Below are 26,103 nucleotides of genomic sequence, written 5' to 3' on the forward strand. Positions count from 1 at the left end.
TTTATTGATTGTCCCGAGCCAATGACTACTTAGCTACTTCCACATTTACGCGGTGCCCTTTGATGGTATTACCTTCCATAGCATCTACAACACGGTTGGCAATGTCCTTCGGTACATCTACGTACGTAAATTTATCGAAAATGTCGATGCTGCCGATGCTGCTGCCCGGCACGTTGGCCTCGCCCGCAATGGCTCCGACAATATCACCCGGACGGATGAAGTCCCGACGACCAACGCTCACCATCAAACGGGTCATGTTGGCTTCCCGTTCCCGTGGAACCCGTTTGTCGTCCCGATCAAAGTAGGGTTTGCCAGCCCGGTCTGGGCGAGCATCGCCCTCATTCCGGTTGAAACGCGGACGGTCACCACCCCCTTCACGGCTGAAACGGCCCGTTCCCCGGTCATCCCGGTTACCGTAACCGCGGGAGGCCGCATCACCATCGTTTCGACCACCAAAGCGCGACTGGCCTTCGCCACGTCCACCCCGGTCAAACCGACCTGAGCTCTCACCCCGGCCCCGGTCAAACCGGCCTGATCCTTCACCGCGCCCCCGCTCTTCGCGACGACGATCATCTTCAAGACCCAGGTTCTGATCGGCAAATTCGTTTTTCTCCAGACCCATGCTGCGCTTTACCAAAGCGGACACAATTTGCTCGTTTGAGAAACCGGCGTGCTGCAACTGGGTAAGGGTATCTTCATACAGGTTCAGGTCTTTGCTTTCCTTAATGGTTTGCTGAACCTGCTCGATGAAACGCGCCTTGCGCACACCAACGATATCTTCAAAGGATGGTATGACACCTTTGTCAACCCGTACTTTGGTGTAGGCCTGAATTTCGCGGAAACGGTATTTCTCGTCGCGACCAACCATAGAGAAGGCCCGGCCCGATTTACCCGCGCGGCCTGTCCGGCCAATACGGTGTACGTAATACTCCTCGTCGAGGGGAATATCAAAGTTGAATACTGCATCCACATCATCCACGTCGATACCACGGGCAGCTACATCGGTAGCCACCAGTATGCTCGTTGTGCCCGAGCGGAACTTACTCATCACGTTGTTCCGCTGTGCCTGCCGTAAGTCGCCGTGCAGGCCTTCGGCCTGATAACCGCGAATCTGTAAATCTTCAACGATCTCGTCGACTTTACGCTTCGTATTACAGAATACCAGCAGCAATTTCAAGTCGTACATGTCGATCAGACGGCACATCACCTCTACTTTCGCTTTCGGTTTCACTTCAAAGTATACCTGCTCAATATTGGTGGCGGTCAGCTCTTTCTTGACAACTTTCACCAGCACAGGGTCCTGCAGGAATTTCTGCGTAATCTGCAAAATCGGCTTCGACATCGTAGCTGAGAACAGAATCGTCTGCCGCTCTTGGGGCATATCTTCCAGAATACTCTCAATGTCCTCACGGAAGCCCATATCGAGCATCTCATCGGCTTCGTCAAGAATCATCATCTTCACGTTGCCAAGCTTGAGTGTGTTCCGCTCCATGTGGTCCATAACCCGGCCTGGTGTGCCAATAACGATGTGAACACCGCTTTTAAGCGACCGAATCTGCCGATCAATGGAGTCACCACCGTAAATGGCTTCGATCCGTATACCGCGCTTGTGCTTGGCCAATTTCCGAATCTCGTCGGCTACCTGTAAGGCTAACTCACGGGTGGGGCATAGGATAAGGGCTTGCACCGAACGATCCTGTACATCGATTGATTCCAGCGCCGGAATACCAAAGGCAGCTGTTTTACCCGTACCGGTTTGTGCCTGACCAATCACATCCCGACCAGCCAGAATGGGTGGAATAGCCTCGGCCTGAATGGGTGATGGGCTGGAGAAACCCATGTCGGTAACGGCTTGCAGCATTTCGTCGGAAATGCCGAGACTTGAAAATAAGATCTGGTTGGGGTCCACTTTAGGAGCAGGCTCCGTTATGGCAGCGGGCTGCTCAGCAACGGGTGCTTTCAGAGCCTCTTCCAGCGTAACAGGAGCAACTGGCTCATCAGCTACCACAATAACTTTATCGGCCACGCCTTCTACTACTGCGTCAATAGCTGAATCACTAACAGGTGTTTCTGCAACAGCCTCAGCAGCGGCAGGAACTTCGGCGATTGCTTTCGCTACTTTCTTTTTAGGGACTTTAGCTGTCTTGACCTCTGGCGCGCTGGTTTCAGTACTCGGGCTAGCGGGTGCTACCGCCATGGCAGCCATCTCAGTGGCTACTTTTTCAATGTCCAGAAGATCATTTTGATCAACGGCTTTGGTTGTTTTCGTTTTCATTAACTTGGGAATGATTAAATAAAGTAAATCATCCAAGCGAAGACGAGTGTGTGCCAGTGAACGGCGCGATAATGCGAGAATTGCCCAACGAACGAAGCTGCCCAACGACCTGATAAGGTCCCCAAAGCTATCCCCTCTATAACAGGGAAAAGACAACGACTGATGTGTCAGTCCAGCGCTATGCCAACCCTGTGGCATTAACCTGGTACGACCGATTGACGATTAGCCCACGCGCAAATGTTCTGCTCTCGGCAGAACGTCCACTCAGAAACCCATCCTGTACATCCGTACATTGGCTCTGTCAGACTGCACTCCGCGTGATAAAAAAGGAGGGAAACAGAGACGCGACGGATGTCGCTTGTAAAATCTGGTGCAAAAGTAAGTTATATTTGCCGATAATGCAAGCAGGCGCGTAGTAATTTTGTATTTATTTTAGAAATAGCACGTTACTAAGCCGTACCCGCTGTTGACTATCCTGTTACTATGAATCCATCCATCGGCAAATACATTGTTCTGATCGGCGCTACTATTGTGCTGGTAGGCTTGGTTGTATACTTCTTTGGAGACAAGCTTTCCTGGTTGGGACGCTTACCGGGCGATATTCGGATTGAGGGAAAAAACGGTAGTGGGTTCTATTTCCCTATTGTCACCTGTATTATAGTCAGCATTCTGCTGAACCTGATTATCGTTCTGATCCGTCGTTTTTTCGGGTCGTAGCATTGGCCGATTTTCCGGCTGGCTCTTCTTCACGATAGGTGAGTTTATTCAGGTAAAACACCTCGCGCTGGTTGGCATAGTTTTGCGAGGGGGCTATTTTCTGAAAACCGTACGCCAGAAAATGCTGACCATACCAGGCCATCAGGTTGTCCTGCGCGGAAAAGGTCACCTTTTCGTTTTCAACATTCGTCTGGAGCCTGAATTTTTCGGCCCCCTTTAGAACTTTACTACCCTGAATCACTTCCGTTGTAATTTCGCCGTCGTTAGGATAAGCGAGTACAATCCGGTCGCCCTGCTGCGATACCTGCACCATTTCGGTCAGGTCTTTACTAAGTAGTTCTTTAATCGGAAAGCAATTGTCCCACAAGAGTTTGCCCTGCTTATCAAAGCCGCAAATGAACGCGTGGGTATAGTGAAAACCTTCATATCGATCGGAACCCCGCATGTACGCTCCATACCCGAGGGTGCTGCCCCGGTATTGTGGATAGTAAACCTCCGCAACAAGCGTAAGACCATCAGGTGTGGGTTGCAGGTCGTGTACCAGCAACCGGTAATGAAATTTATAATCTTTACCTTCTTCCTTTTTCTTTAAAGCCCGTGCCATCAGTTTTTGCTGACGATTGGGTTTCAGATAATTAAAGAAGTTCTGAAGCTGTGAAAACTCGATGTACTGAATGTCGTTGTCTGCCTCATTTTCCTGCGATTTACCCGCTTCTCCGTGGTGAATTCGGGTGACGTAAATGCCTTGAGAATAAGGGGTACAGTCTGTTGAGTAATTACCAACTAGTAAGGATTCATTTTCATTTACCGGGAGTAGTTTCCCCGTAATCAGGCTATTTTCGGCCCCATCGAAATCCTTTATACGAAGTAGCTTACAATCGTAATTGTATGTTCTGATTGAGAATTTGCAGTGTCGTTTCAGGGAATGAACCAGCACGTTCACTTCCTGGTGGACTTCGTCAACTTCCAGACTATTTATCTCCATCCGATTGACGTATAGGCCAGGTAGTACTTTAGCAGACTGGTCAAAGAAGGAAAATGCCATCACCACGGGTCGGCCGTGATGATAACCACCGACAAAAGCCTGACTACCCAATACTTTGAACTGACGCACATCGAACTGGTCGATCAAGCGACTTTCAAAGAGGTCTATGGCCCCGTCGTCCAGATGCAATCGTATAAACTGGTACCGGTCGGTGTCGTATTCACGGAAAAGATGATAGGCGTACTGGTCTGTATTATAAGTTAGTATTGGTTTAAGCTTCAGATCCTGTTTAAAGGCTACCTGCCAGAGTAATTTCAGGTCAACGTCATACTTTTTAAAATGGAGGGTAACAGGAGTGTTATCATAAAAACCCCCTGTTCGAACCGTCATCAACACACCCCGCTCGGCTAAGGGCGTAACATCAAACGATTCGGATGCATTCGGGTCAGAGGGAATTTCAATACGCAGGGCCTGAGCCAATTGCGCTAAGGCTGGCTGCACGGCCAGCAAAGTGAGCAGGCAAACAACAGTATGAAGGATACGAATCATGTAGCCTGGTCAGTGAACGCATGGACGGACACGGTTATATGAAGTTACGAGTAAAAGAAGACATCGCAAAAGCGTATGGTAAACAACGACAATTTTTATGCCATCGTATCGCACGTTTACAAGCTTTCGGATTGGATAATTGCTTCGGGGGATAATGTACTCAAAACATAAAAATCGATCGTGGATTTCATCTGCGGAACAAATGATTCCATTTAGAGTCACTACCTCTTATCAGGTGAGCAGAAAGAGCCATATATTCTTGTATTGAGTAAATTTTCCTTATTTTTAGCTGATTATACCTGGAAAGGCAACATAAAATTTGGAAATACCAATGAGAAAATGCAATAATCTACTAATTATCTTCCTGCTGACGCCTGCTCTTTTGTTCGGCCAGGCAAAAAGAGTAAAACCCAGTGACAACCGACTCGAAAAACTTAAAGCCGAGGCTGTTGCCGCTGTTGAATCCCGTAAAGACCAGGCTCAGCAAATCAACGATATGCTGTTCAGTTTTGCCGAACTTGGTTTTCAGGAAGAAGAGTCATTCAAGTACTTGACTAACCTGCTTGAAAAAGAGGGGTTTACCGTAAAGAAAGGTATTTCGGGTATTCCAACAGCCTGGATGGCTACCTGGGGATCGGGTAAGCCACTCATTGCCGTTGGCTCCGATATCGACTGTATTCCTAAGGCGAGCCAGAAACCAGGTGTGGCGTATAAGGATCCTATTGTGGAAGGGGCACCGGGTCATGGCGAAGGGCATAATTCTGGTCAGGCACTTAACATTGTGGCCGTACTGGCCGTAAAACAGCTCATGGAGCGGGAGAAAATCCCGGGAACACTCATGCTTTGGCCCGGTGTGGCTGAAGAACTGGTGGGCACTAAAGCGTTCTACGTGCGGGATGGCTATTTCAAGGATGTAGATGCCTGTATTTTTACTCACGTGGGTAACAACCTGGGAGTATCCTGGGGTGATAACGGCAATAATGGACTGATTTCAGTGAAGTTCAATTTTGAGGGGCAGGCGGCCCATGCCGCAGGAGCTCCCTGGCGCGGCCGCAGTGCACTGGACGCCGTCGAGCTAATGAACATTGGCTGGAACTTCCGGCGCGAACACCTTGAATTGACCCAGCGCTCACATTACGTAATCTCCGATGGTGGCGACCAGCCTAACGTGGTGCCATCCAAAGCCGCTGTCTGGTATTACTTTCGCGAACGAACCTACCCCAAAATCAAAGCACTTTTTGAGAAGGGTATGAAAATGGCAGAAGGAGCCGCTTTGATGACCGATACCAAATTTACATACGAAATTCTGGGGTCAGCCTGGCCAGTGCATACAAACCGACCTATGGCGGCTGCCATGTACGACAATATTAAAAAAGTTGGTTTACCTACCTGGTCAGAAGATGATCAGTTATTAGCGCGGGCTTCGCAGCTTGAGTTACAGGCTCCTAAACCGGATGGTTTGGCAACGAAACTGGATTCGATGGGTATGCCCACTTCTTCAGCTCCCGTTGTAATGATGGGTGGTCAGGCTATGACACCCATGGGCGGTGGCTCCGACGACATTGCGGACATCTCCTGGTCATTGCCAACCATTGTACTGCGTTATCCGAGCAATATTCCGGGCTTACCCGGGCACCACTGGGCCAATGCTATTTCGATGGCTACCCCCATTGCTCATAAGGGTATCGTGTATGGTGCCAAGGCCGAAGCTATGACCTTGCTGGATTTGCTGTTGAAGCCCGAAATTATCAAGGAAGCCTGGGCCTATTATAAGGATGAGCAGACGAAAGACATCAAGTATGAACCCCTCATCAGTTCAAAAGAACAACCGGCCATTTATCTGAATAAGAAGATTATGGACGAGTTTAAGCCAAAGCTTTCGACGTTTTACTACGATCCCGGCAAGTACAAATCGTATCTGGAGCAACTCGGTATCAAGTACCCGACTGTACGAGATGATCAGCGGGAAGCCGTGAAAAAAGCGGTCGAAAAAGCAGCAGCGGCTAAAGTAGGGTCATCCCGGTCAGAATAGTATTTGATACTGACATTTCATGCTGGCTCGGATCAAACGGACCGAGCCAGCATGAAATGGTAAGCAACGCCTTAATATGCCTGCTTCTCCAGATAAGCTATCATTTTTGCTAATGCCCGTGACCGATGACTCATGCCATTTTTTTCTTCTTCGCTCATCTCGGCAAAAGTACGATTGTGTCCATCAGGCTGAAATACCGGATCGTATCCAAAGCCCCCACTCCCCCTTGGCTCGGTCAAAATCTGCCCTGCTATCCGACCTTCAAACTGATGCGTAACTGGTACGGCATCCCGACCGTGAAGAACGAGCGTGAAGACCGTGACAAACTGTGCCTTACGGTTGCTGTTTCCAGCCAGTTTTTCCAGTAGCTTCTCCATGTTTTTTTGCGCATCGCGACTCCCCGAATAATGAGCAGAGTCGACACCCGGTTCACCACCGAGGGCTTCTACCTCCAGCCCCGAATCATCGGCGAAGCAGGAAATGCCAAAACGCGTCCAGATATAGTTTGCCTTCTGGCCTGAGTTACCCGTTATGGTGCCGGATGTTTCGGGTAATTCATCCGTACAGCCAATATCGCGAAGTGTTTTTAGGACAAACGAGTTACCAAGCTGGTGAGAAACTTCGTTCAGTTTGTGCTGGTTGTTGGTAGCGAAGCAGAGTTCGATCATAAACAAAAAAAGCCGTTCACAGCGGTAACTGCAAACGGCTGACTTAAAAAGTTACATCCTTTTACCGACCCGAAGGTTGCTGTGGCATTTGGGGCATACCGGGCTGTGGTGCCTGGCCCTTCTGAATATCCATCAGTTCAATATCGAACAAAAGCACTGCATTGGGTGGTATCGCCTGGTTACCGCGAGGGCCATAAGCCAGCGTTGAGGGTATAACCAGCGTAGCGTTTTCGCCTTTGTGTAGTTTGCTAACCCCTTCTTCCCAACCAGGAATAACCATACCCACACCTAACTGAAACTGAGCAGGTTTCCCTCCCGCCTGAGGATTAGTCCGGGAGCTATCAAACACCTTGCCATCCAGCGTCTTACCAGTGTAATGTACGGTTACCACTTCTCCCTTTTGAGGTGTAGGGCCACTACCCGGCTTCGTGACAACGTAGTACACGCCCGAATCTGTTTTCTGCGCTTTACTGGTCAGGCCGTTTTTGGCAAGGTAATTCTGAATTACTTTCTCATCTATACCTTTCTGTTTATCAAAGTCGGCCGCCTGTGTCTTCTTGTATTCTTCTTCGGACTGTACGTTCATCATTTTAACCGCAATACCAATGTCTGTTCCTTTCTGAACGCCTGGAGGCAGCGGCTGCATAGCCTTCGTAAACAAAGAATCGGCACTGACGTAGAATGTTGCGCTGTCGCCTTTGCCAAGCATGGTTAGCCCTTCTTCGTAAGAGCCTTTGAACGGTGGAACCTGCAGCAACATCTGAAAGGGAGCTCCTTCTTTGTGAGTGTCGCGTAATACGGAGTCTTTATTATTCATCAGCGTAAGGTGCAGTGTTAGAATATCACCGACTTTACCTTTGCGCGTTCCTTCCGTTTGTTCGTGAATTTTGTACTTCAGGCCGTTGTCCGTCACCTGTACGCGGTTTTTACCGCAGGCCGCTACAATAGCGACGAGTAGGGCGGCTTTCCCGAAATTTTTAAGAGACATGAGAAATTAGTTGATTTATTCTTGAATGAGTTTACAGTATTCAATTTATGGTAATGGCATTCAGTTCGCATTGGCTTATTACCATAAGTCCAATACGGTAAATCGGCCTAAACAGTTTCCAGTAGCTGTTGCTGATACAGGGGTACTACGGCTAAAAGTTTCTCTTCGGTTTCGGCTAAAGACAGCTTAGAACGCCCTCCTGCAGCATTCCGATGTCCTCCTCCACTGAAATGCGCACTGGCCAGGTCCCGAACGGAAAAGTCCCCTATCGACCGAAATGAAATTCGAATTTCGTCCACCCGATCAATTAGAATAGCGGCCATAACAACCCCTTCAACGGCCAGCGCGTAGTTAACCATACCTTCCGTATCACCGGTTTTTGAGCGATATTTTTTCAATTCGGCGTCAGTCAGAATAATATAGGCAAACTTATATTCGGGTAGAACCTTTAGCTTCTCGTTTAGAATGTAGCCCAACAAACGAAACTTATCTAGGGATACATTATCAAAAATACGTCGGTGAATGTTACTGACATCAATATGGAGGTCCAGCAACACGGCAGCCATCCGATGCACATCGCCGGTAGTATTTGAATGACGGAAAGAGCCTGTATCAGTCATCAACCCAGCGTACAGGCATTCGCCCATTGGGATATCAATCAGGTCTGTATCGCCTAGCTGCACAATCAGCCGGAAGACCAATTCAGCCGTTGCCGCAGCTTTGGGGTCCCACAGTGCCACATCCGCAAAGGACTCTGGTTCCAGGTGATGATCAATCAGTACCTTACGAGCGCGGGACTGGCGAACCATAGGTGCCAGCTCACGAATTCGGTCAAGACTTGAAAAATCAAGACAAAAAATAATATCAGCCTCGTCAAAAAGTTGACTCACCAGCACCCGTTTTTTTTCGTCAAATGCAATGACGTCATCGTTACCTGACATCCAGTGAAGGTTCTGCGGGTAATCGGTTGGTGTAATCACTGTAACCTGATGGCCTTTTTTGCGAAGGTACCCCGCCAGCCCCAATGATGATCCCATGGCGTCGGCATCGGGATTCTGGTGAGTCGTAATCAGCATGGTGTATTTGGGGCTATCTGATAGTTGCCCTATAATTGCACCAATTGCTTCAATATCTTGCATAAATAAACAACCGTAGTTGTAATCGAAACCCAAAAGTACGAATAATAGTAATTGCGACGGATGATTTGCCCATTAGGATACAAAGCTGTAAACCTGATTCTGAACTCAGCTAGTTTATGAAGGGATGCTCGTAAGGTGGCGATTGCAATGTGGGTTGCTAAAAATCTGGGTTTTTAGCTGAAAGTCTGTACCTTCGCGCCCAATAAAATTTGGATAATACTACGTAGAATGACAACCAACCAAACATTTACTATGATTAAGCCCGATGCTGTAGAGGCCGGGTATACGGGTGCCATCATCAAAATGATTGAAGAAGCAGGTTTTCGAATCGTAGCCATTCGGAAAACACAGCTAACAGCTGAGCGGGCAGGACAGTTTTATGCCGTTCATAGCGAACGCCCATTCTATAACTCTCTTTGTGCCTACATGTCATCTGGTGCTATCGTACCGATAATTCTCGAAAAAGAGAATGCCGTTGCCGACTTCCGTAAACTAATCGGAGCCACTAACCCGGCTCAGGCCGAAGAAGGTACTATTCGTAAACTGTATGCTAAGTCGCTGGAAGCCAACGCTATTCATGGGTCAGATTCAGATGAGAATGCCCAAATAGAGGGTAGCTTCTTTTTCGCCGGTACTGATCAATATTAAGCTGTTCGGCCAGTTTGTAACAATGAGTTAATCAGTACCAACGAGTTCGCCACTGACTAACTCATTGCTACAAACTGGCCGACTCTTTTCATAGTATTTACAAAATTCGCTCAAAGGGCACTCCCCGCATTTAGGTGAGCGGGCCAGGCACACGTAACGCCCATGCAAGATGAGCCAATGATGCGCTTTTGGCACGTATTCTTTAGGAATGTGCCTCATTAGAGCCTTCTCTACGGCTAGTGGTGTTGTGGTTGTTAGCGGGGCCAATCCTATCCGATGCGAAACCCGGAATACATGGGTATCTACAGCCATAGTTGGCTCATTATAAACAACTGACAATATTACGTGTGCTGTTTTGCGGCCTACTCCGGGTAGTGTCTGTAATTCTTCTACAGTTGCCGGGATCTCTCCCCCAAACTTTTCCAGAAGTGTTTTAGCCATGCCGACCAGATGCTTTGCCTTATTATTAGGATAGGAAACACTGCGGATGTAACTGAACACTTCATCAATGGAAGCGGCTGCCAATGATTCTGGCTCTGGAAATCGAGTAAATAGCGCGGGCGAAATTTGGTTGATTCGCTTATCCGTACACTGAGCCGACAATATAACTGCGACCAGTAGTTCGTAAGGACTGGAAAAGTTCAGTTCCGTTTTCGGATCAGGGTAGTGTTGAGTAAAATAGTCTATGAAACGACGAAAGCGCTCTTTCTTTTGCATATGATGAAATGGATACAGCCCAGGCAGCAATGTCTGAAGGGTAGGTTCACCCGGTTGTACAGTACAACCAAGAAATAGCCTAGCCTACAGAGCACAACTGCCCAGGCCGTAAAAGCAAAACGCACCTACCCTTTACGAAGGTCGTAAACGGGCAAGTGGATTAGCTGAATGATTTTTTGAGTAATTCAGAATAGTCTGAACCGTGTTGGGCCTTGGCTGACGCTCTATCTTGTTCATTAAAGCTCTTAATTCAAGCGCTTCCAGAAAGAAGGTCATCAGATCCGGCTCCGACATGAGGGCGTCTTCAACAAGCAGACTCTCCTCAGGAGAGGTCTCTTCATAGACATACCGGACTACATCATCTTGGGTAAATGTTTTTATCATAACTCGGCGAACGTTTACTCAGCTGTTTGCGCAAATTGATTAACGCATAACGCATACGTCCCAAAGCCGTGTTGATGCTGACGCCGGTCGCATCGGCTATCTCTTGGAAACTCATTTCCTCGTAGTGCCGCATGATAAGCACCTGACGTTGTTGTTCCGGCAATCGCTGAATCAACTCGCGTAAGTGCTCGTGTGTTTCCTGCCGAATCTGGAGTGATTCAACGGAATCCTCCGCAAACTCAAGCGTATTAAACACACTGCTTCCGTCTTCAAACACCACACTGGGGTAGCGTTTATCTTTTCGGAAATAGTCAATCGCCAAGTTGTGAGCTATTCGGATAATCCAGGGTAAGAATTTTCCCTCCTCGTTGTATCTACCCGACTTGAGCGTGTCCACGGCTTTTATGAACGTGTCCTGCATCAAGTCTTCTGCTACATACTGGTCTTTTACGATCAGATAAATAGTAGTGTAAATCTTCGATTTGTGCCGTTGCACTAACTTAGCAAAGGCTTTTTCATTACCACGGATATACAGGGAAATCAACTCACTGTCGTTTACCTGGGCTTTTTCCATTTTCAGTAAGACAATTAGGTAACGTAGAGTTGTGTTTCGATAGTGTATATGAGGTTATGTTTTTTGTGAACTTACTACTATTCAAGACTTGAAAATAAACGAAAACTATGTTAAAATCCAAATATATATAGCAAAAAATCTGCCAAGACGTATGTTTTCTTAAAAAAAGTCAATTTATATCGAGAAAAAATACTCTATTGCTATCGTTATGCAAATATAGCTTATTCAGAGAAATAATTGTACTTACGTTATGATTACATCCTTTGGATTCGGCTGGTCCCCATTTAGTTTAACTTCCTTTTATCTTTTTATTGCTCCTTCTACTGAACAGCCACTGTAGGTATGCTGGAGTACCTTAGGCGAATAGAGGAATTATGTTAGCTATGCAGAAAGAGGTAGGCTATAGATTAGGTCCTCACGGTTGCTGAAAATGAGCGGTACTTAAAGCGGTAATGTAACGGACCTAGGGCTGAGGAATATTCAGGTCTGAATAGGATTAATTCAGGAAATTTATGAAATCCACTCTGGCGCGGGCGCGAAAATGACCTTTGTTTTTCTATTATCGAACAAAGCTTAGCCACGGCTTATTTAATTAACCTGCCCTTCTACCAGAAAGCTGTTTTTTTCGAAATACGGAAGTTTCTGGAACCCAGATAGCCTGTAATAGTTTACACGCCATTGCCCTTCAGTTGGGCCACTTTCCAGCAGAAGATTACGCTTGGATGAATACAGGGGATTACTGGTTTGCAAGACTGCTTCAATCCGGCGTGGCTGGTGCGTTACAGAATCGACCTGTACGGTAAGAGACTGGACGGTTAGCTGATCGGCCGAATTTTTCAGCGTGTACTGATACGTTAGTGAATCGGGTCGGTTAATCTGATAACTGGTCCGAAGTGCCGGTTTGTTGATGTCGGCCTGGGTAAATAACGCCAGTTCTCGGCTCCAGTTGATATCGCGGGTTTGCTGCTGACTTCGGGTTTCGTTGATGCCAATGGACTTTCTTACCAGTGGTTTCTGCACCGATAAATCCGTAATCTGCTGTTTAACAAACCCCAATACATCGTAATAAACAGTTGGCTGATCTTGTCGGGCGGGATTGGTGCAACTACTAATGATGAATAGCAACAGTATGATAATAAGGGAAATAAAACGCATAAATCAGGATAAAACAGTACTGGTATTGGAGAGACCTTACAAAACTTCCAACACGTTTTTTGACAAATCGGTTTGGGTAATCATTTTCTAACCCAAATTTGCATTTAGTTTAAAGGAAAGGTGTTCTCCATGAGAAGAAAGATGCGGAATCGCTCTTTTACTTTCCTTCTTATATCTTCTGTTTAGTCGTCTCTTTATTTGATTCTATGGAATACGATGTGATTTTTATAGGTTCGGGGCCCGGTGGCTATACCGGTGCCATTCGTTGTGCCCAACTGGGCCTGAAAACGGCCATCATTGAAAAATATTCGACCTTGGGCGGGACGTGCCTAAATGTTGGCTGCATTCCGTCGAAAGCCCTGCTCGACTCGTCGGAGCACTACTTCAATGCTGCTCATACCTTTGCCGAGCATGGTATCAAGTTGAATGACCTGCAGGTTGATTTGGGACAGATGACCGCACGTAAGGCTAGTGTTGTCGATCAGACTACAAAGGGGATAGCCTACCTGATGAAGAAAAACAAAATTGACGAGTTACACGGCGTGGGTTCATTTGTTGATCCTCATACCATAAAAATAACCAAAGATGATGGGTCAGAACAGACCATCAAAGGCAAAAATATTGTGATTGCTACCGGCTCCAAACCGTCGTCATTCCCCTCCATGCCGATTGACAAGAAGCGGGTCATTACCTCTACCGAAGCGCTAACGCTTACCGAAATACCTAAACACATGATTGTGATTGGGGCGGGGGTTATTGGGGCCGAATTAGGCTCAGTCTACGCCCGGCTCGGGTCCAAGGTGTCGTTTGTGGAATTCTTCGATTCCATGATTCCGACAATGGACAAAACGATGGGCAAGGAATTGCAGAAATCCATCAAAAAACTCGGTGCCGATTTTTACTTCAGCCACAAGGTGACTAATGTTGAAAACAAAGGCGACGAAGTTGTGGTGACGATGGATACGCCCAAAGGCGAAAGTACTACCCTCACCGGCGACTACTGCCTGGTTTCGGTAGGTCGGCGGCCGTACACCGATGGCTTGAATCTAGAAGCCGCCGGTTTGAAAACGGATGCGAAGGGCAAGCTTGAAGTCGATAACCACCTGCGTACCAGCGTACCGCATATTTACGCCTTAGGCGACGTAATTCGGGGGGCTATGCTGGCGCACAAGGCGGAAGAAGAAGGCACATTCATTGCCGAAACCATCGTGGGTCAAAAACCGCATATCCACTACAAACTGATTCCGGGTGTGGTGTACACCTGGCCGGAGGTGGCCTCAGTAGGCTACACCGAAGAAGAAGTGAAGCAGGAGGGCCTTCCCTATAAAGTGGGGTCTTTTCCGTTTAAGGCACTAGGCCGGGCGCGGGCAAGTATGGACATTGATGGCTTAGTAAAGGTATTGGCGCACAAAGAAACCGACGAAATTCTAGGGGTCCACATCATTGGAGCCCGTGCCGCCGACATGATTGCCGAGGCCGTAGTAGCTATGGAGTTCCGGGCATCCGCAGAAGATGTCTCGCGCATGTCACACGCGCATCCAACCTATACCGAAGCCTTCAAAGAAGCTTGTCTGGCCGCAACAGACAATCGGGCGATTAATATGTAGTTTAGTTTGCCTGAAAGAACAAAAGCCCGGCTACTGTGAGGTAGCCGGGCTTTTCTGTATCTTGCCCGCTTATCTATACAACGCCTGAATGATGAAGAGAACGCTTACATTTCTCCTAAGCCTGCTTATTAGTTATGGCTACGCTCAAAATCCGGACTCGGTTACCATCCGAAAAATTTATAACGAGGCTCTCTCGAATGGTAAATCCTATGAGTGGCTCCGACACCTTACCAAGCAGATTGGTCCCCGGCTAAGCGGGTCAGCGGGTGCCCAAAAAGCTGTCGACTGGACGAAACAGGTAATGGATCAACAGGGATTTGACCGGGTGTTTTTGCAGGACGTTATGGTACCCCACTGGGTGCGTGGCGCCAAAGAGGAAGCCTTCATTCACATCGGGAAGCAGAAAACAGTGGTACCCATCGCGGCTTTGGGAGGTTCGGTTGCGACACCGGCGAAAGGGATTGAAGCGCAGGTAATTGAGGTGAAAAGTTTCCCCGAATTACGGGCATTGGGTGCTGACAAAGTAAAGGGTAAAATCGTGTTTTACAACCGCCCGATGGACCCGACGAAAATTAACACGTTCGAAGCCTACGGTGGTGCTGTAGACCAGCGCGCTAATGGGGCAACCGAGGCTGCTAAACTCGGCGCAGTGGGGGCTATTGTCCGCTCCATGACCAATGTACATGACGATAATCCGCACGTAGGCGGTATGCGTTACGGCACCGGCGTTGCCCTGATTCCAACCGCAGCCATCAGTACGAACGGGGCTGATTTGCTGAGTAAATCCTTACAGGAAAACCCGGCCCTGACATTTTATTTCAAACAGAATTGCGAAACCCTGCCTGATGCTAAATCCTACAACGTAGTCGGTGAAATAAAGGGAAGTGAAAAGCCCGATGAAATCATTGTGGTAGGTGGGCATCTGGATTCATGGGATCTGGCCGAAGGGGCCCATGATGACGGTGCGGGTTGTGTGCAGTCGATAGAAGTGCTGCGAATCATGAAGGCGCTGGGTATCAAGCCAAAGCATACCATTCGGGCGGTCATGTTCATGAATGAAGAGAATGGCCTGCGTGGTGGCGTTCAATATGCTGACTTAGCAAAGAAAAACAATGAAAAACACATTGCCGCCGTTGAGTCCGACAATGGTGGTTTTACCCCGCGTGGTTTTGGTATTGTGGGTAAACCCGAACAGCGGGAAAAAATCATGGCCTGGAAGCCATTACTTGCCCCCTATGGCCTAACCGAAATCGGGCCAAGTGGGGGAGGAGCTGATATTGGTCCGTTAGCCCAGACTGGTACCGTATTACTCGGATTCAAGCCCGACTCACAGCGGTATTTCGATTATCATCACACAACTATTGACCGGTTTGAAGCCGTTAGCCAGCGCGAGCTGGAGTTGGGGGCGGCTTCAATGGCGGCAGTAATTTATCTGCTGGACGCGTATGGTCTGTGAAAAGAGTCTAAAGGCCTTTTTCAATGATTTTTGCTGCTTCTTCGAGCGCGCCCGGCAAGGGCGCGTTTCGTTTTATAACCTTACCGGTTCGGTTAATGACCATAGCCGAAATTTCGTCATTGGCTCTGAATCGACTAACAGCATCCATAAGCTGATTCTCCGTTAATAGCACATGATCGCCGGAGAGATTATACCGGGTGGCCAGCTCGGGCCAGAGTGCTTTGTCGTTGTCTGGCATGGGTACATACACCAGGGCAAAATCGCGCAGACTGTATGTATTACGTAACCGCTGGGCATCGAGCGCGGCCTGTCTGCCAGCCTCATTGCCAGGAGAGGTGAGCAACAGGTAAATTACCTTTCCCCGGTTGGCATCGATAATCTGGTCCAGAAGGGCCGAACCACTGGCCGAATTATTCCGGGTAACAAATACGCCGGGCGATATTTCCAGGGCATTGGTTTGCGTACTGGCTTTGCGCAACGTTTGCATAGCAGATCGGATTCTGGTACTATCTTTTATTTCCAGCGAGTACAACTCGTCCAGCGATGCCGCTAATTTTGAGTCTTTAATCTGAGGGCGGGCGTAGTCATAGAGCAATCGGGCAAAATTGAGCGTCAAACCGGGCAGCGTAGTAGTCAGCCAGTAAGCGGCCAGGTAATCGACGGCCGTGCTATCATACTGCCGTATACTTCGCTGAATGAGTGTTTCGTAATTGACCAGTCGCTGGAGCGTATCAGGGCTTCGTTTCACCAATTCATCGAAAAATCGCAAATCGGCAGCGCGGGCTGAGTTTTGCTGGGCATAGCCTCGGAGCCTGGTGCGCTCGTCGGTCGTAATACTCTTGCCGTAACGCTCAAGCAAACTAGCCAGTGCCCGCACCGTGATACCGTTTGCACGGGTGGCATCATTGGTGAGCTGCTGGGTAGCATACGTGGCAAATCGGTTCATAGCCGATGCGCGGGCCGCCGTAAGGATCACGTTATTGGGGGGGCGTAGCGAATCGTCCAGCGAAACAGGTAGTTTTCCATTTTCGTAAAACGCTTTGTCGTACACAAAGGCAGCCGCATTGTAGGCATTGTTGCTCATGATCCAGCGGGTAGTGAGCGGAAAAGGCTGTTCCATACGGCCGAACTTCTTAAAGGCTCCCTGATATGCAGTCGACAAAACATTGAAGGCATCTACGTCATCCTGGGTAGCCAGCTGTTCCGACAGCTTACGGGTATCCGGTTTATCGGGGTATGTGGCCTCGAAGGCTTTATACCGGGCAAACTGTTGGTTCACCTGCGCGTTTACACCACCGAACTTAAAGGGAACGGCCATCGAGAAGAGTGAGTCGGCATTCAGGTCAAGCGTGAGCGTACCGGGAGCAGCCAGAAAAGCGGTTGAAATGCGTCCGTAGTTGAAATACATTTCCTCCTGCGGATAAATCAGCGGCATCGCCACCCGGAATGTTCCGTCAACACTCAGCGGAGCGGGCCGTACCAGCTCTCTGCTGGCCTGCAACACGTTGTTCCGACTGATTGATACCAAAGAGGCTTCCCGGTACATACGGGCCGTCAGATTACGAATACGACCCGTCACGATAACAGAGTCGGTTTGGGCCTGACTTGAAAAAGGTAGGAGAAAGGGTATAATGAGTAAGCCAGCCAGAACACAAAACCGTTTTTTCATTGCTTTAGTAAGAACAGACAAAGCAATAACAAACGAAAACCCCAAACAGTCAACTGCTCAGTAAAAAACTGTCGGCTCACTTCGTTTTTATGCCATGATAAACCTCTTGCTCCTGATAGTCGGTGCGAAGGGGGTGCCCAATCCAGTCGGTAGGAAGCAGGATTCGGCGCAGGTCGGGGTGGTTATCAAAATGAATACCAACCAGGTCGAAGGCTTCGCGTTCGTGCCAGTCGGCAGTACGCCAGATGTGAGCAATACTTGGCACGGATGGCAGTTGGACCGAACCAGTAGTGCGGGGTATGATAATCTTCATCATCAGGTCGTGCTCATACGGAATGGAGGTTAAATTATAAATAACCTCCATTGTATTGGCTTCCGGGCCATTGTCAATGCCTGTAATGCAGGCCAGCAAGTCAAAAAACAACCGGTCATCGTCGCGTAAAAACTGACAGATAGCCACTAACTGCTCCGCCGGAACAGTGACAAACGGCTGCAAATTCTGGGTATTAGCCTGAATATCGGGACCAAATTGGCCGGTAAGGAGGTTGACTATTTCGGGAAAGGTCATTTGGTTAGTAGAAGAATAAATGCAGTATAATAAAAGTGTTTAATTATTTTCTGCCGCACCGGTCGGAATGACAGAAAACTTGAATTACAATGTACTAACTATATTTCGCTTGTTTTTCCTTACGCCAGCCATGCCAGCCACTGCATCCAGTTCTCGACCCAGAACAAAAACTTCGTAGCAAATTTTGCCGCTGGTGCTGATGATGGTTCCAGGGTCAAACTGTTGTTGTTGAAATTGGTATCCATGTAAATTTTCTGCTTTGGGTCAACGGTTGCCCACACCGCTTTGGCATTTTGGGTAAGGGTAAACTGGCGCTGGTGATCTTTACCGTCCCAGTGTAGCATGACTTCTTTATCGTTGTCAAAATGCACCAGAATATCTAGCGGCATTATGCCATCGCCATGGCGTTGCACAGTAACGATGGTCTGTTTCTGTTTGTCGCGCGTCCTGTTCCTGAGCGAATGTAACGCATAATCCACAACAGTCTCGCCGTACAAAACCTGCCTAAAAAACCAGTTCATGTCGGCCCCGTATTTACTGCCCAGCCGTTTCGGAACGATTTCGTTAACAATGTCGATGAATTTCTGACCATTAGGGTGTTTGAACCGCCAGCGGATAAAGTACGTCTGCATGATTTCGTCCATCACGGGGCGGCCTACCAGTCCCTCCAGCGTCCGAAGCCAGGTAGCCGTTTTAAAGTACGTGAGCACCCCGTATTGCCCGTCGGGTAATTGCCACGTATTGCCAAATGACGAGCCAATGGCCGGATTGTTCTGGTGCACGTACCCATCCCGTGAGCTTTCCATATCGCCCATTCGGAACCCCAGCAAGTTCATTTGCGACGAGCGGGGGCCGTAGGTTTCGTCCATCATCCGGCCTTCGTAGTACTGATTGAATCCTTCGTCGAGCCAGGCTTCCTCAAACTCATTGGTAGCTAGCAGTTGCATGAAGTATTGGTGGCCAAATTCATGAATCGCTACCTGCTCCGGAAAGCGTGCGCCATCAGGCATAGCCCAGACGGTACCGGCGGTGATGAATGTGGGATATTCCATCCCGTAAGAGCCACTGGCGTGCAGGGGTGGGTCAACGATGGTTAGGTTGGGGAACGGATAGCGACCCAGGTGTTTGTCGAAGTAGGCAAGGGCTGCTTTGGCCGCATTGATATGGCGTTGCGCCTGATTCCGGTGTTCCGGCTGCATCACTAGCTCGATACTAACCTCCCCGCCCGAAGGACGTTTCCATTTGTCGTTTATCACCTCGAAATGCGGAGAAGCCGTCCAGGCAAAGTCTACTACATCTTCGGCATGATAAAGAATAGTTTTAGTGCCGTTCTGGTGCAGTTTCTCCGATTGAAACAGGCCCGTAGCGCTCACCCAATAGGCCTTTGGTGTGGTGATGTTTACGTCGTACACCCCATAGTCGGCGTAGAATTCGGAGTTTGCATGGAATTGATGGCAATTCCACTGACCTACCGTAGCATAGCGGGTACCGGCCGCTTCGTAGACGCCAATTTTTGGGAACCATTGGCCCACCAGAAAGAAGTCGCGGCTAAACCCCGTACGGGCAAAAATCTTTGGCAGTTTAGCCTTAAAGGCAATATCTAGCACAATAGTCTCGCCTGGCCCAACAGGCTTGCTGAGTGGCACCCGGATTACGGTATGGTCACTGGTGTTATTATTGTCGGGCTGGATGTACTGGTACACGAGTGTTTCTGAAGCAGTATCCCCGGAGCCGCGTCGTTTCATGGATAGTATATCAATGGAACCATAGGCATTCTCTTTTGCATCCTGGTCGATGGTTACTCCCCGCAACTGCCCCCCCGATTCGCGCATGAATGACGATTTATCAGTACGAAACGCGTTGAGGTACAAATGAAATCGTAGTTCGCGAATGACATCAGGGGATGCATTTTTCCAGGTAAGCGTTTCGAGCCCGGCCAGCTTTTTAGTGACCGGGTTGAGGGTAACGTCAATCTGGTAATTAGCTAGCCTTGGGCTTAATGGCTCCGGAAAAATGGACTTCACCGACTGGGCTGAACCGGTCAGTGTGAAGCCAATAAGCAGGAAAAATAAGTAGTATTTCATTGGCGTTTAAGGGCAGCCGTGAGAAACCGCATTACACGGGATGATTAACAAAACCCGCCTTGCCATATCGCTGCAAAGTAAGTGGAAAATTGCTTCGTACTCCCTAAACCCTGCTGACATAGGGCTGTCACACCCGCCATTTACCTTTGTTTCGAACAATAAACCAACCGAAGTCGCATGGAATTGATACCGATGTTTTTACGCGAAATGGAGCAGGAAGCGCAAACAACCCGCAATATGCTGGCACGTATCCCGGATGATAGATACGGCTGGCAACCGCACCCCAAAAGCATGACCATCCGGCAGTTGGCGACGCACATCGCCGAATTACCCACCTGGGTAACGATGGTGCTGACAACAGACGAACTGGATTTTGCCACCAGCCCTTACCAGCCGACCGAGATAAATACCACTGCCGACCTGATGAACTGCGCTGAAAGCTGCCTGGTCAATGGCCGCTCGCAGTTGGTGCCGGAAAAGGAAGCCCTTTTGACCAAAACGTGGACACTGCGGGACGGAGAGACAATCTACATGGCTTCGACTAAACACGAGATGATTCGAACGACGTTTTGCCAGATTGTGCATCACCGGGCTCAACTGGGAGTGTACCTTCGATTACTGGATATTCCGATTCCCGGCAGCTACGGACCCAGTGCGGATGAACAGTAAATCATTGCTGATATAACCCCACTTAACTCTCCCCAGTAGGGAGAGTTAAGTGGGGTTTACACTTATACAGAATTGACCTATTGATTTCCTTCCCTTATGGCCAGAATCAACGCTGTTTTCAGTTCGTGAAGTTGTTTTTCCAGCCCTACCGGGTAGGTGTGTGGATTCACAAAGCGCTTCACGCCCGGATGCAGTCCGGCCAGTTGCGCTTGCACCCGCGCCCGCACCGAATGAATATCGGGCAGTTCATACACGCATTTGCCCGCGTCAAAAATGGGTACCAATAAATCTTCGTAAGACTGGGTGGCCTCAAAACGCCGACGTTTGGTGAAATCGAGTGGGTCAATCATGGTTACATCCCCGTCCATCCGGGCTTCTTCCTCGGTATTGTAAACCATGTCGGACATAAACCCGCGTTCATCCCGAAACCGACGTACCTGCTGAATACCGGGGGTCGAGATTTTAATGGCCTGCTCTGAGAGTTTCATTTTGTAAGACCACTGGCCTGTTTCGGTATCTTTCAACGCGGCCAGTTTGTACACACCACCCAGGGCGGGCTGATCAAAAGCGGTGACGAGTTTGGTGCCCACGCCCCATACGGTTATTGCCGCTCCCTGTTGCTTGAGGCTACCAATAATTGTTTCGTCGAGGTCGTTACTGGCTACAATTGCCGTATCCTGAAAGCCGGCTTCATCCAGTAATTTACGGGCTTCGATACTCAGGTAGGCCAAATCGCCGGAGTCGAGCCGGATACCGGCTAGTGTATGCCCCTGCTGTTCCAGTTTTCGCCCCGTTTCTATTGCGTGCCGAACGCCCTGCAGGGTATCATAGGTATCGACGAGCAGGGTTACATTGTTAGGTAGTGCCTGCGCATAGGCGTCGAAGGCTTGCTGCTCATCGGCAAAGGCCATTACCCAGCTATGAGCGTGGGTGCCCCGCACGGGGATATCATAGAGTTTACCGGCCAGCACATTCGAGGTGCCATCACAACCCCCAATGTAAGCCGCCCGGCTGGCGGTCATACCTCCATCAACACCCTGTGCCCGGCGCAGACCAAACTCCAGTACCGTGTCAGATTGGGCTACCAACCGCAGTCGGGCAGCTTTAGTGGCAATCAGTGATTCAAAATTGATAAGGTTCAGCAGGGGCGTTTCCAGCAACTGACATTGCAAAATGGGGCCGCGTACCCGCACCAGCGGCTCGTTGGGAAACGCGACCGTTCCTTCGGGCATCGCATCGACGCTGCACGTGAGCTTCAGCTTAGCCAGGTACGCCAGAAAAGCCGGTTCAAACAGCGGTTTTTCGTCATTGCCGGTCAAACTTCCCAGATAGCGAAGATCTTTTTTTGAGAAACCAAAATTGTCGATGTAGCCGATTACGTTTGCCAGCCCACAGGCTATCGTAAAACCACCACTAAATGGATTCTTTCGGAAATACAGATTAAAAACTGCCTCTTTTTCAGCCGTTTCTGATTTCCAGTAAGCATACGCCATTGTAACCTGATACAGGTCTGTCAACAGACTTAGAGAGGTGTCGTAAAGCTTGTTTGTCATACAGGGCGAAAGTAAAACAAGATGGCTTTATAGAAAATTTATGAGGATAAAAACAAAATGGGTATTACTTTGGTCTGATAATTGTGAGGGGCTGTTTCGCTGTCACCCTAATCGATTGACAATAGGATAAATATCTACCGCTCTCAGGACCACCATGCAGAAGTTAAGCTTGTCTCAATCGCTCCAGCAGAAGTTATCTCCGCAACAGATTCAGTTTATCAAGCTGTTGCAGATTCCCACGGTTGAGCTGGATACCCGGATTGAAGAGGAACTTGAAATCAATCCGGCATTGGAGGAGGGTATGGACGAGGAGTATGATCAGAAAGAGGAAGATGACTCCTTCGACGAGGCAGACGAGTATAAGGAGCGTGACGATGAGCTGGATATAGACCGGTACATTCAGGACGAAGACTACGGCGGGTACAAGATGCAGGGGGACGGCAATTATGCGGAAGAAGACCGGGATATGCCGCTGGCAACCAGCTCGAGCTTGATGGACGCCCTGCTTCAGCAATTTGGATACCTAACCCTGTCGGAGCAGCAGCGAACCGTTGGGTTACAGCTCATTGGCAGCATTGAAGCCGATGGCTACATTCGGCGGTCATTACAGGCTATCGTGAACGACCTCGCCTTTGGTCAGAACGTGTTCACCGACACCGAAGAAGTAGAGGATATGCTGCAGAAAATTCAGTCGTTCGATCCACCGGGTATTGGTGCCCGGACGCTTCAGGAATGCCTGATTCTGCAACTGAAGCGTAAAGATACCACCGACCCCTACAATACGCTGGCTATTCGGATCATCGATGATTTCTTCGACGAATTTTCCAAAAAGCATTACGATAAAATTCAGCGTCGGCTGGGTATCAGTGACAATTCGCTGAAAAAAGTGATTGATATCATCATTAAACTCAATCCAAAACCCGGCTCGGTAGATGGCGAATCCAGCACGGCCCAGTACCTGGTTCCCGACTTTATTCTGACCAACAGCAGTGGTAAGCTGGAGCTGACGCTAAACTCGAAGAACGCGCCCGAACTGCGCATCAGCCGGTCCTTTGCCGATATGCTCGACACCTACGACAAGAGCAAAAAGCAGAATAAAAACCTGAAGGAAACGGTCACGTTTGTTAAGCAGAAACTGGATGCTGCCAAGTGGTTTATCGACGCCATTAAGCAACGCCAGCAAACGCTGCTCAGGACCATGAACGCCATTGTGCGCTTCCAGTTTGATTTCTTTCAAACGGGCGACGAATCCCGGCTCCGGCCTATGATTCTGAAAGATATTGCGACCATGATTGATATGGACGTTTCGACCGTATCGCGGGTGGCCAACAGCAAAGCCGTACAAACCGAATTTGGCATTTACCCGCTCAAGTATTTCTTCTCCGAAGGGATCTCGACCGATACGGGCGAAGATGTGAGTAGTCGGGAAGTAAAGAATATTCTGAAAGACCTGATTGATACCGAGCCTAAACTGCACCCCTTATCGGACGATAAACTCGAGAAGATTCTGAACGATAAAGGCTACAACATTGCCCGCCGGACCGTTGCCAAATACCGTGAGCAACTCAATATTCCGGTGGCCCGGCTGAGGAAGCAGCTTTAAAATAATTATGAATTATGAATGACTAATGATGGATGGTAAAAGTCAGTACGTTTACCTTTGCATCTGTGGTGCCACCGCGTAACGGCACGGCAACGGCCGACCGTCGGAGGCCCGGTCATACTTTATAATTCATCATTTATCATTGACTTCGTCTTTAGCCCGCTTCCTCTCGGTCGTTCTTCATCCGTTGCTGATGCCGACTTTACTGTTTGGCCTGCTCCTGTTTCAGGTTCCGGCGGTATTGGGGATGGACGCTTTTTCCGGCTCATTGCGTCTGAGCCTGCTGGTGCTGATTTTTGTTGGCACCTTTGCCGTACCGTCTCTCCTGATTTATTACCTCTTTCGTAGCGGCTACGTTCAGAGTCTATACCTGAACACCCTGGCCGACCGTCGGTTGCCTTTTTTTCTGACGGCCCTTATCTATCTCTTTCTAGCCTATCTCTTCGCCTTCCGCATGGAGGGGATTTCCAGCCTTGCTCCCGAAATTGGGATTCTGCTGGGTGGAATCGCCGTCTCTATTCTCCTGGTTGGTATTATCAGCTTATCCTGGCAAATCAGCGCGCACAGTGTTGGTATTAGTGGAGTTGTCGGTATTATTGGTAGTATGATGCTCCGGTTTGGCCTGACCGACTTATTCTTCCCGTTGCTTTTGCTGGTGTTACTAGCGGGCTTTGTTGCCAGTGCCCGATTGAAACTCAATGCGCACACGCCTGCCCAGATTAGCGTTGGTCTGATGCTGGGACTTACCGTCAGTTTTCTGACGGTTTACTGGTTATTGTAAACGAGGGAATCAGTATACTGTTTTTGTCCTGAAGGGGGCATACTGGTTACGAGCGAGTGACGGGCTAACTTAATTTTGCCAACTCCGTCAAAAGCCGTATGCTTGCCTACTGTTTCCCCAAAAACACTATGTCTGATACTCTTCTCTACGAACGGCAGGGTGCAGTTTGTCGCATCACCCTCAATCGTCCTCAGGTGTACAATGCCCTCAGTGCCGGGCTGATCAATGACATTACGGCGGCTGTAGAGGCTGCGGGTGCTGATGAACAGGTACGCGTTGTCGTACTGACCGGCGCGGGCGACAAGGCATTCTCCTCGGGCGCTGATTTGAAAGAGGGCTTTGCGCAGACTGCATCCACAGGTGGTCAACTGACGTTAGGCGATTCGCTTCGTCGTACGTATCACCCCATGATTCAGGCCATTCGCAACCTGCCTAAACCCGTTATTGGGCGGATTAATGGTGTAGCGGCCGGAGCGGGTTTCTCATTGGCGCTGGCGTGCGATGTGATCCTATGTGCCGATGAGGCCTATTTCAGTCAGATATTTGTGAACATCGGCCTGATGCCTGATGCCGGTTCTACCTTCTTTTTACCCCGGCTCATTGGCGCACAACGGGCCTTTGACCTATGTAGCACCGGCAGGCGGGTCTATGGCCCGGAAGCCGCTCAAATGGGCCTGGTGAGCCGGTCTGTTCCAGCGGCTGACCTGGATGTGGCTGTTGCCGATGTAGTAGCCTACTACGCTACAGCCCCTACCCGTGCTATTGGTGCTATGAAACGGGTTCTTAACCAATCCCTCTACGCTACTCTCGACAACCAACTGGAACAGGAAGCGGTTAATCAGGAGACTTTGGGCGGCTCGGCCGATGCTGCCGAAGGCATTGGTTCCTTCCTGATGAAGCGAAAAGCAAATTTTTCAGGAAAATAGATTGACAGACACGCTTTTTCTCCCTACTTTTGCACTCCCAATTCATGGGAAATGCCACAGAGCAATGCATTCGTAGCTCAATTGGATAGAGCACCTGACTACGGATCAGGAGGTTTGGGGTTCGAATCCCTACGAGTGCACGAAGCCGCTTCAGAAGAAGCGGCTTTTTTATTGTCTGCTGCGTCGCTCACTTGGATAGAGCCCCTGAGTAGAACGCCACCCCGGTACGAATCAGGAGGTTTGGGCCGGGGGCGCGTTCGCCTTCAAATCCCTACGAGTGCACTTGATTAACGCCACTTACGAGATAATTCTTGTGAGTGGCTTTTTATTTGCATACTGCCTGCTCTATTTAGTCG

Annotated in this window: 22 protein-coding genes and 1 tRNA gene; 10 read left to right on the forward strand and 13 right to left on the reverse strand. The window is 49.1% G+C overall.

The genetic code is table 11. The features are described from left to right. Nucleotides 1–25 precede the first annotated feature (25 nt). Nucleotides 26–2,275, reverse strand: coding sequence for a DEAD/DEAH box helicase (locus B156_RS0100765; protein WP_018617694.1), 2,250 nt, complete (start codon nt 2,273–2,275; stop codon nt 26–28). A 483-nt stretch (nt 2,276–2,758) separates the two neighbouring features. On the opposite strand from B156_RS0100765, the gene B156_RS0100770 reads away from it, so the two are divergent. Continuing rightward, entirely contained in the window at nt 2,759–2,992 is a 234-nt protein-coding gene (locus B156_RS0100770; protein WP_018617695.1) for a DUF2905 domain-containing protein, read from the forward strand. On the opposite strand, the gene B156_RS0100775 is transcribed toward B156_RS0100770, so the two are convergent. Then, on the reverse strand, nt 2,958–4,526 hold the full coding sequence (locus tag B156_RS0100775; RefSeq protein WP_018617696.1) for a hypothetical protein: 1,569 nt from the start codon (nt 4,524–4,526) through the stop codon (nt 2,958–2,960). The two genes, B156_RS0100770 and B156_RS0100775, sit on opposite strands and share 35 nt — an antisense overlap. Before the next feature lie 331 nt (nt 4,527–4,857). Between B156_RS0100775 and B156_RS0100785 the strand changes: the two genes are divergently transcribed. Then, a complete protein-coding gene (locus B156_RS0100785) occupies nt 4,858–6,558 on the forward strand; it encodes an amidohydrolase (RefSeq protein ID WP_026260506.1) in 1,701 nt (566 codons plus the stop codon). 71 nt (nt 6,559–6,629) lie between these two features. Here B156_RS0100785 and rdgB read toward each other — a convergent pair whose 3' ends face one another. From rdgB to B156_RS0100800, 3 genes are all read right to left on the reverse strand, one after another. Then, nucleotides 6,630–7,226 carry an RdgB/HAM1 family non-canonical purine NTP pyrophosphatase gene (gene rdgB / locus B156_RS0100790; RefSeq protein WP_018617699.1) on the reverse strand — a complete coding sequence of 199 codons (597 nt, stop codon included), beginning with the start codon at nt 7,224–7,226 and terminating at the stop codon, nt 6,630–6,632. Between the two features lie 61 nt (nt 7,227–7,287). Continuing rightward, nucleotides 7,288–8,214 carry an FKBP-type peptidyl-prolyl cis-trans isomerase gene (locus B156_RS0100795; protein ID WP_018617700.1) on the reverse strand — a complete coding sequence of 309 codons (927 nt, stop codon included), beginning with the start codon at nt 8,212–8,214 and terminating at the stop codon, nt 7,288–7,290. 107 nt (nt 8,215–8,321) lie between these two features. Further along, a complete protein-coding gene (locus B156_RS0100800; RefSeq protein ID WP_211211209.1) occupies nt 8,322–9,353 on the reverse strand; it encodes a DHH family phosphoesterase in 1,032 nt (343 codons plus the stop codon). Nucleotides 9,354–9,581: 228 nt separating this feature from the next. Here B156_RS0100800 and B156_RS0100805 point away from each other — a divergent pair, with 228 nt between their 5' ends. Beyond that, complete coding sequence (locus B156_RS0100805) at nt 9,582–10,001, forward strand: nucleoside-diphosphate kinase (RefSeq protein ID WP_026260507.1); 420 nt, start codon at nt 9,582–9,584, stop codon at nt 9,999–10,001. 27 nt (nt 10,002–10,028) lie between these two features. On the opposite strand, the gene nth is transcribed toward B156_RS0100805, so the two are convergent. The 4 genes from nth to B156_RS0100825 form a co-directional block, all read right to left on the reverse strand. Next, entirely contained in the window at nt 10,029–10,718 is a 690-nt protein-coding gene (gene nth / locus B156_RS0100810; protein ID WP_018617703.1) for an endonuclease III, read from the reverse strand. A gap of 132 nt (nt 10,719–10,850) precedes the next feature. Next, a complete protein-coding gene (locus B156_RS0100815) occupies nt 10,851–11,102 on the reverse strand; it encodes a hypothetical protein (RefSeq protein ID WP_018617704.1) in 252 nt (83 codons plus the stop codon). Further along, a complete protein-coding gene (locus B156_RS0100820) occupies nt 11,077–11,676 on the reverse strand; it encodes an RNA polymerase sigma factor (RefSeq protein WP_018617705.1) in 600 nt (199 codons plus the stop codon). Before B156_RS0100820 ends, B156_RS0100815 begins: the two co-directional genes overlap by 26 nt. A gap of 588 nt (nt 11,677–12,264) precedes the next feature. Then, nucleotides 12,265–12,831: a hypothetical protein gene (locus B156_RS0100825; RefSeq protein WP_018617706.1), complete on the reverse strand. Its 567-nt coding sequence runs from the start codon at nt 12,829–12,831 to the stop codon at nt 12,265–12,267. Between the two features lie 206 nt (nt 12,832–13,037). On the opposite strand from B156_RS0100825, the gene lpdA reads away from it, so the two are divergent. Then, a complete protein-coding gene (gene lpdA / locus B156_RS0100830) occupies nt 13,038–14,438 on the forward strand; it encodes a dihydrolipoyl dehydrogenase (RefSeq protein ID WP_018617707.1) in 1,401 nt (466 codons plus the stop codon). 88 nt (nt 14,439–14,526) lie between these two features. Next, nucleotides 14,527–15,894 (forward strand): M28 family peptidase, encoded by a 1,368-nt coding sequence (locus B156_RS0100835; protein WP_018617708.1) that lies wholly within the window; start codon nt 14,527–14,529, stop codon nt 15,892–15,894. A gap of 7 nt (nt 15,895–15,901) precedes the next feature. On the opposite strand, the gene B156_RS0100840 is transcribed toward B156_RS0100835, so the two are convergent. The 3 genes from B156_RS0100840 to B156_RS0100850 form a co-directional block, all read right to left on the reverse strand. Beyond that, nucleotides 15,902–17,563 (reverse strand): hypothetical protein, encoded by a 1,662-nt coding sequence (locus tag B156_RS0100840; protein WP_018617709.1) that lies wholly within the window; start codon nt 17,561–17,563, stop codon nt 15,902–15,904. A gap of 76 nt (nt 17,564–17,639) precedes the next feature. Continuing rightward, the gene (locus B156_RS0100845; RefSeq protein WP_018617710.1) at nt 17,640–18,131 is read right to left on the reverse strand and encodes an NADH-quinone oxidoreductase subunit C; all 492 of its coding nucleotides are present in this window, start codon (nt 18,129–18,131) and stop codon (nt 17,640–17,642) included. Between the two features lie 119 nt (nt 18,132–18,250). After that, nucleotides 18,251–20,215, reverse strand: coding sequence for a M1 family metallopeptidase (locus B156_RS0100850; protein WP_018617711.1), 1,965 nt, complete (start codon nt 20,213–20,215; stop codon nt 18,251–18,253). Between the two features lie 177 nt (nt 20,216–20,392). On the opposite strand from B156_RS0100850, the gene B156_RS0100860 reads away from it, so the two are divergent. Then, on the forward strand, nt 20,393–20,884 hold the full coding sequence (locus tag B156_RS0100860; protein WP_018617713.1) for a DinB family protein: 492 nt from the start codon (nt 20,393–20,395) through the stop codon (nt 20,882–20,884). A 77-nt stretch (nt 20,885–20,961) separates the two neighbouring features. Here B156_RS0100860 and B156_RS0100865 read toward each other — a convergent pair whose 3' ends face one another. Beyond that, on the reverse strand, nt 20,962–22,437 hold the full coding sequence (locus B156_RS0100865; protein WP_026260509.1) for a nicotinate phosphoribosyltransferase: 1,476 nt from the start codon (nt 22,435–22,437) through the stop codon (nt 20,962–20,964). A gap of 154 nt (nt 22,438–22,591) precedes the next feature. Here B156_RS0100865 and rpoN point away from each other — a divergent pair, with 154 nt between their 5' ends. The 4 genes from rpoN to B156_RS0100885 all read left to right on the forward strand — a co-directional run bounded on the left by rpoN (nt 22,592) and on the right by B156_RS0100885 (nt 25,887). After that, nucleotides 22,592–24,040 carry an RNA polymerase factor sigma-54 gene (rpoN, locus tag B156_RS0100870; RefSeq protein WP_018617715.1) on the forward strand — a complete coding sequence of 483 codons (1,449 nt, stop codon included), beginning with the start codon at nt 22,592–22,594 and terminating at the stop codon, nt 24,038–24,040. 193 nt (nt 24,041–24,233) lie between these two features. Beyond that, nucleotides 24,234–24,821 carry a hypothetical protein gene (locus tag B156_RS0100875; RefSeq protein ID WP_018617716.1) on the forward strand — a complete coding sequence of 196 codons (588 nt, stop codon included), beginning with the start codon at nt 24,234–24,236 and terminating at the stop codon, nt 24,819–24,821. Between the two features lie 128 nt (nt 24,822–24,949). Further along, on the forward strand, nt 24,950–25,747 hold the full coding sequence (locus B156_RS0100880) for an enoyl-CoA hydratase/isomerase family protein (RefSeq protein WP_018617717.1): 798 nt from the start codon (nt 24,950–24,952) through the stop codon (nt 25,745–25,747). 66 nt (nt 25,748–25,813) lie between these two features. Beyond that, a tRNA-Arg gene (locus B156_RS0100885) sits at nt 25,814–25,887 on the forward strand. Nucleotides 25,888–26,103 lie beyond the last annotated feature (216 nt).

Origin of the sequence: Spirosoma luteum DSM 19990, assembly GCF_000374065.1 — a bacterium.
Lineage (GTDB): Bacteria > Bacteroidota > Bacteroidia > Cytophagales > Spirosomataceae > Spirosoma > Spirosoma luteum.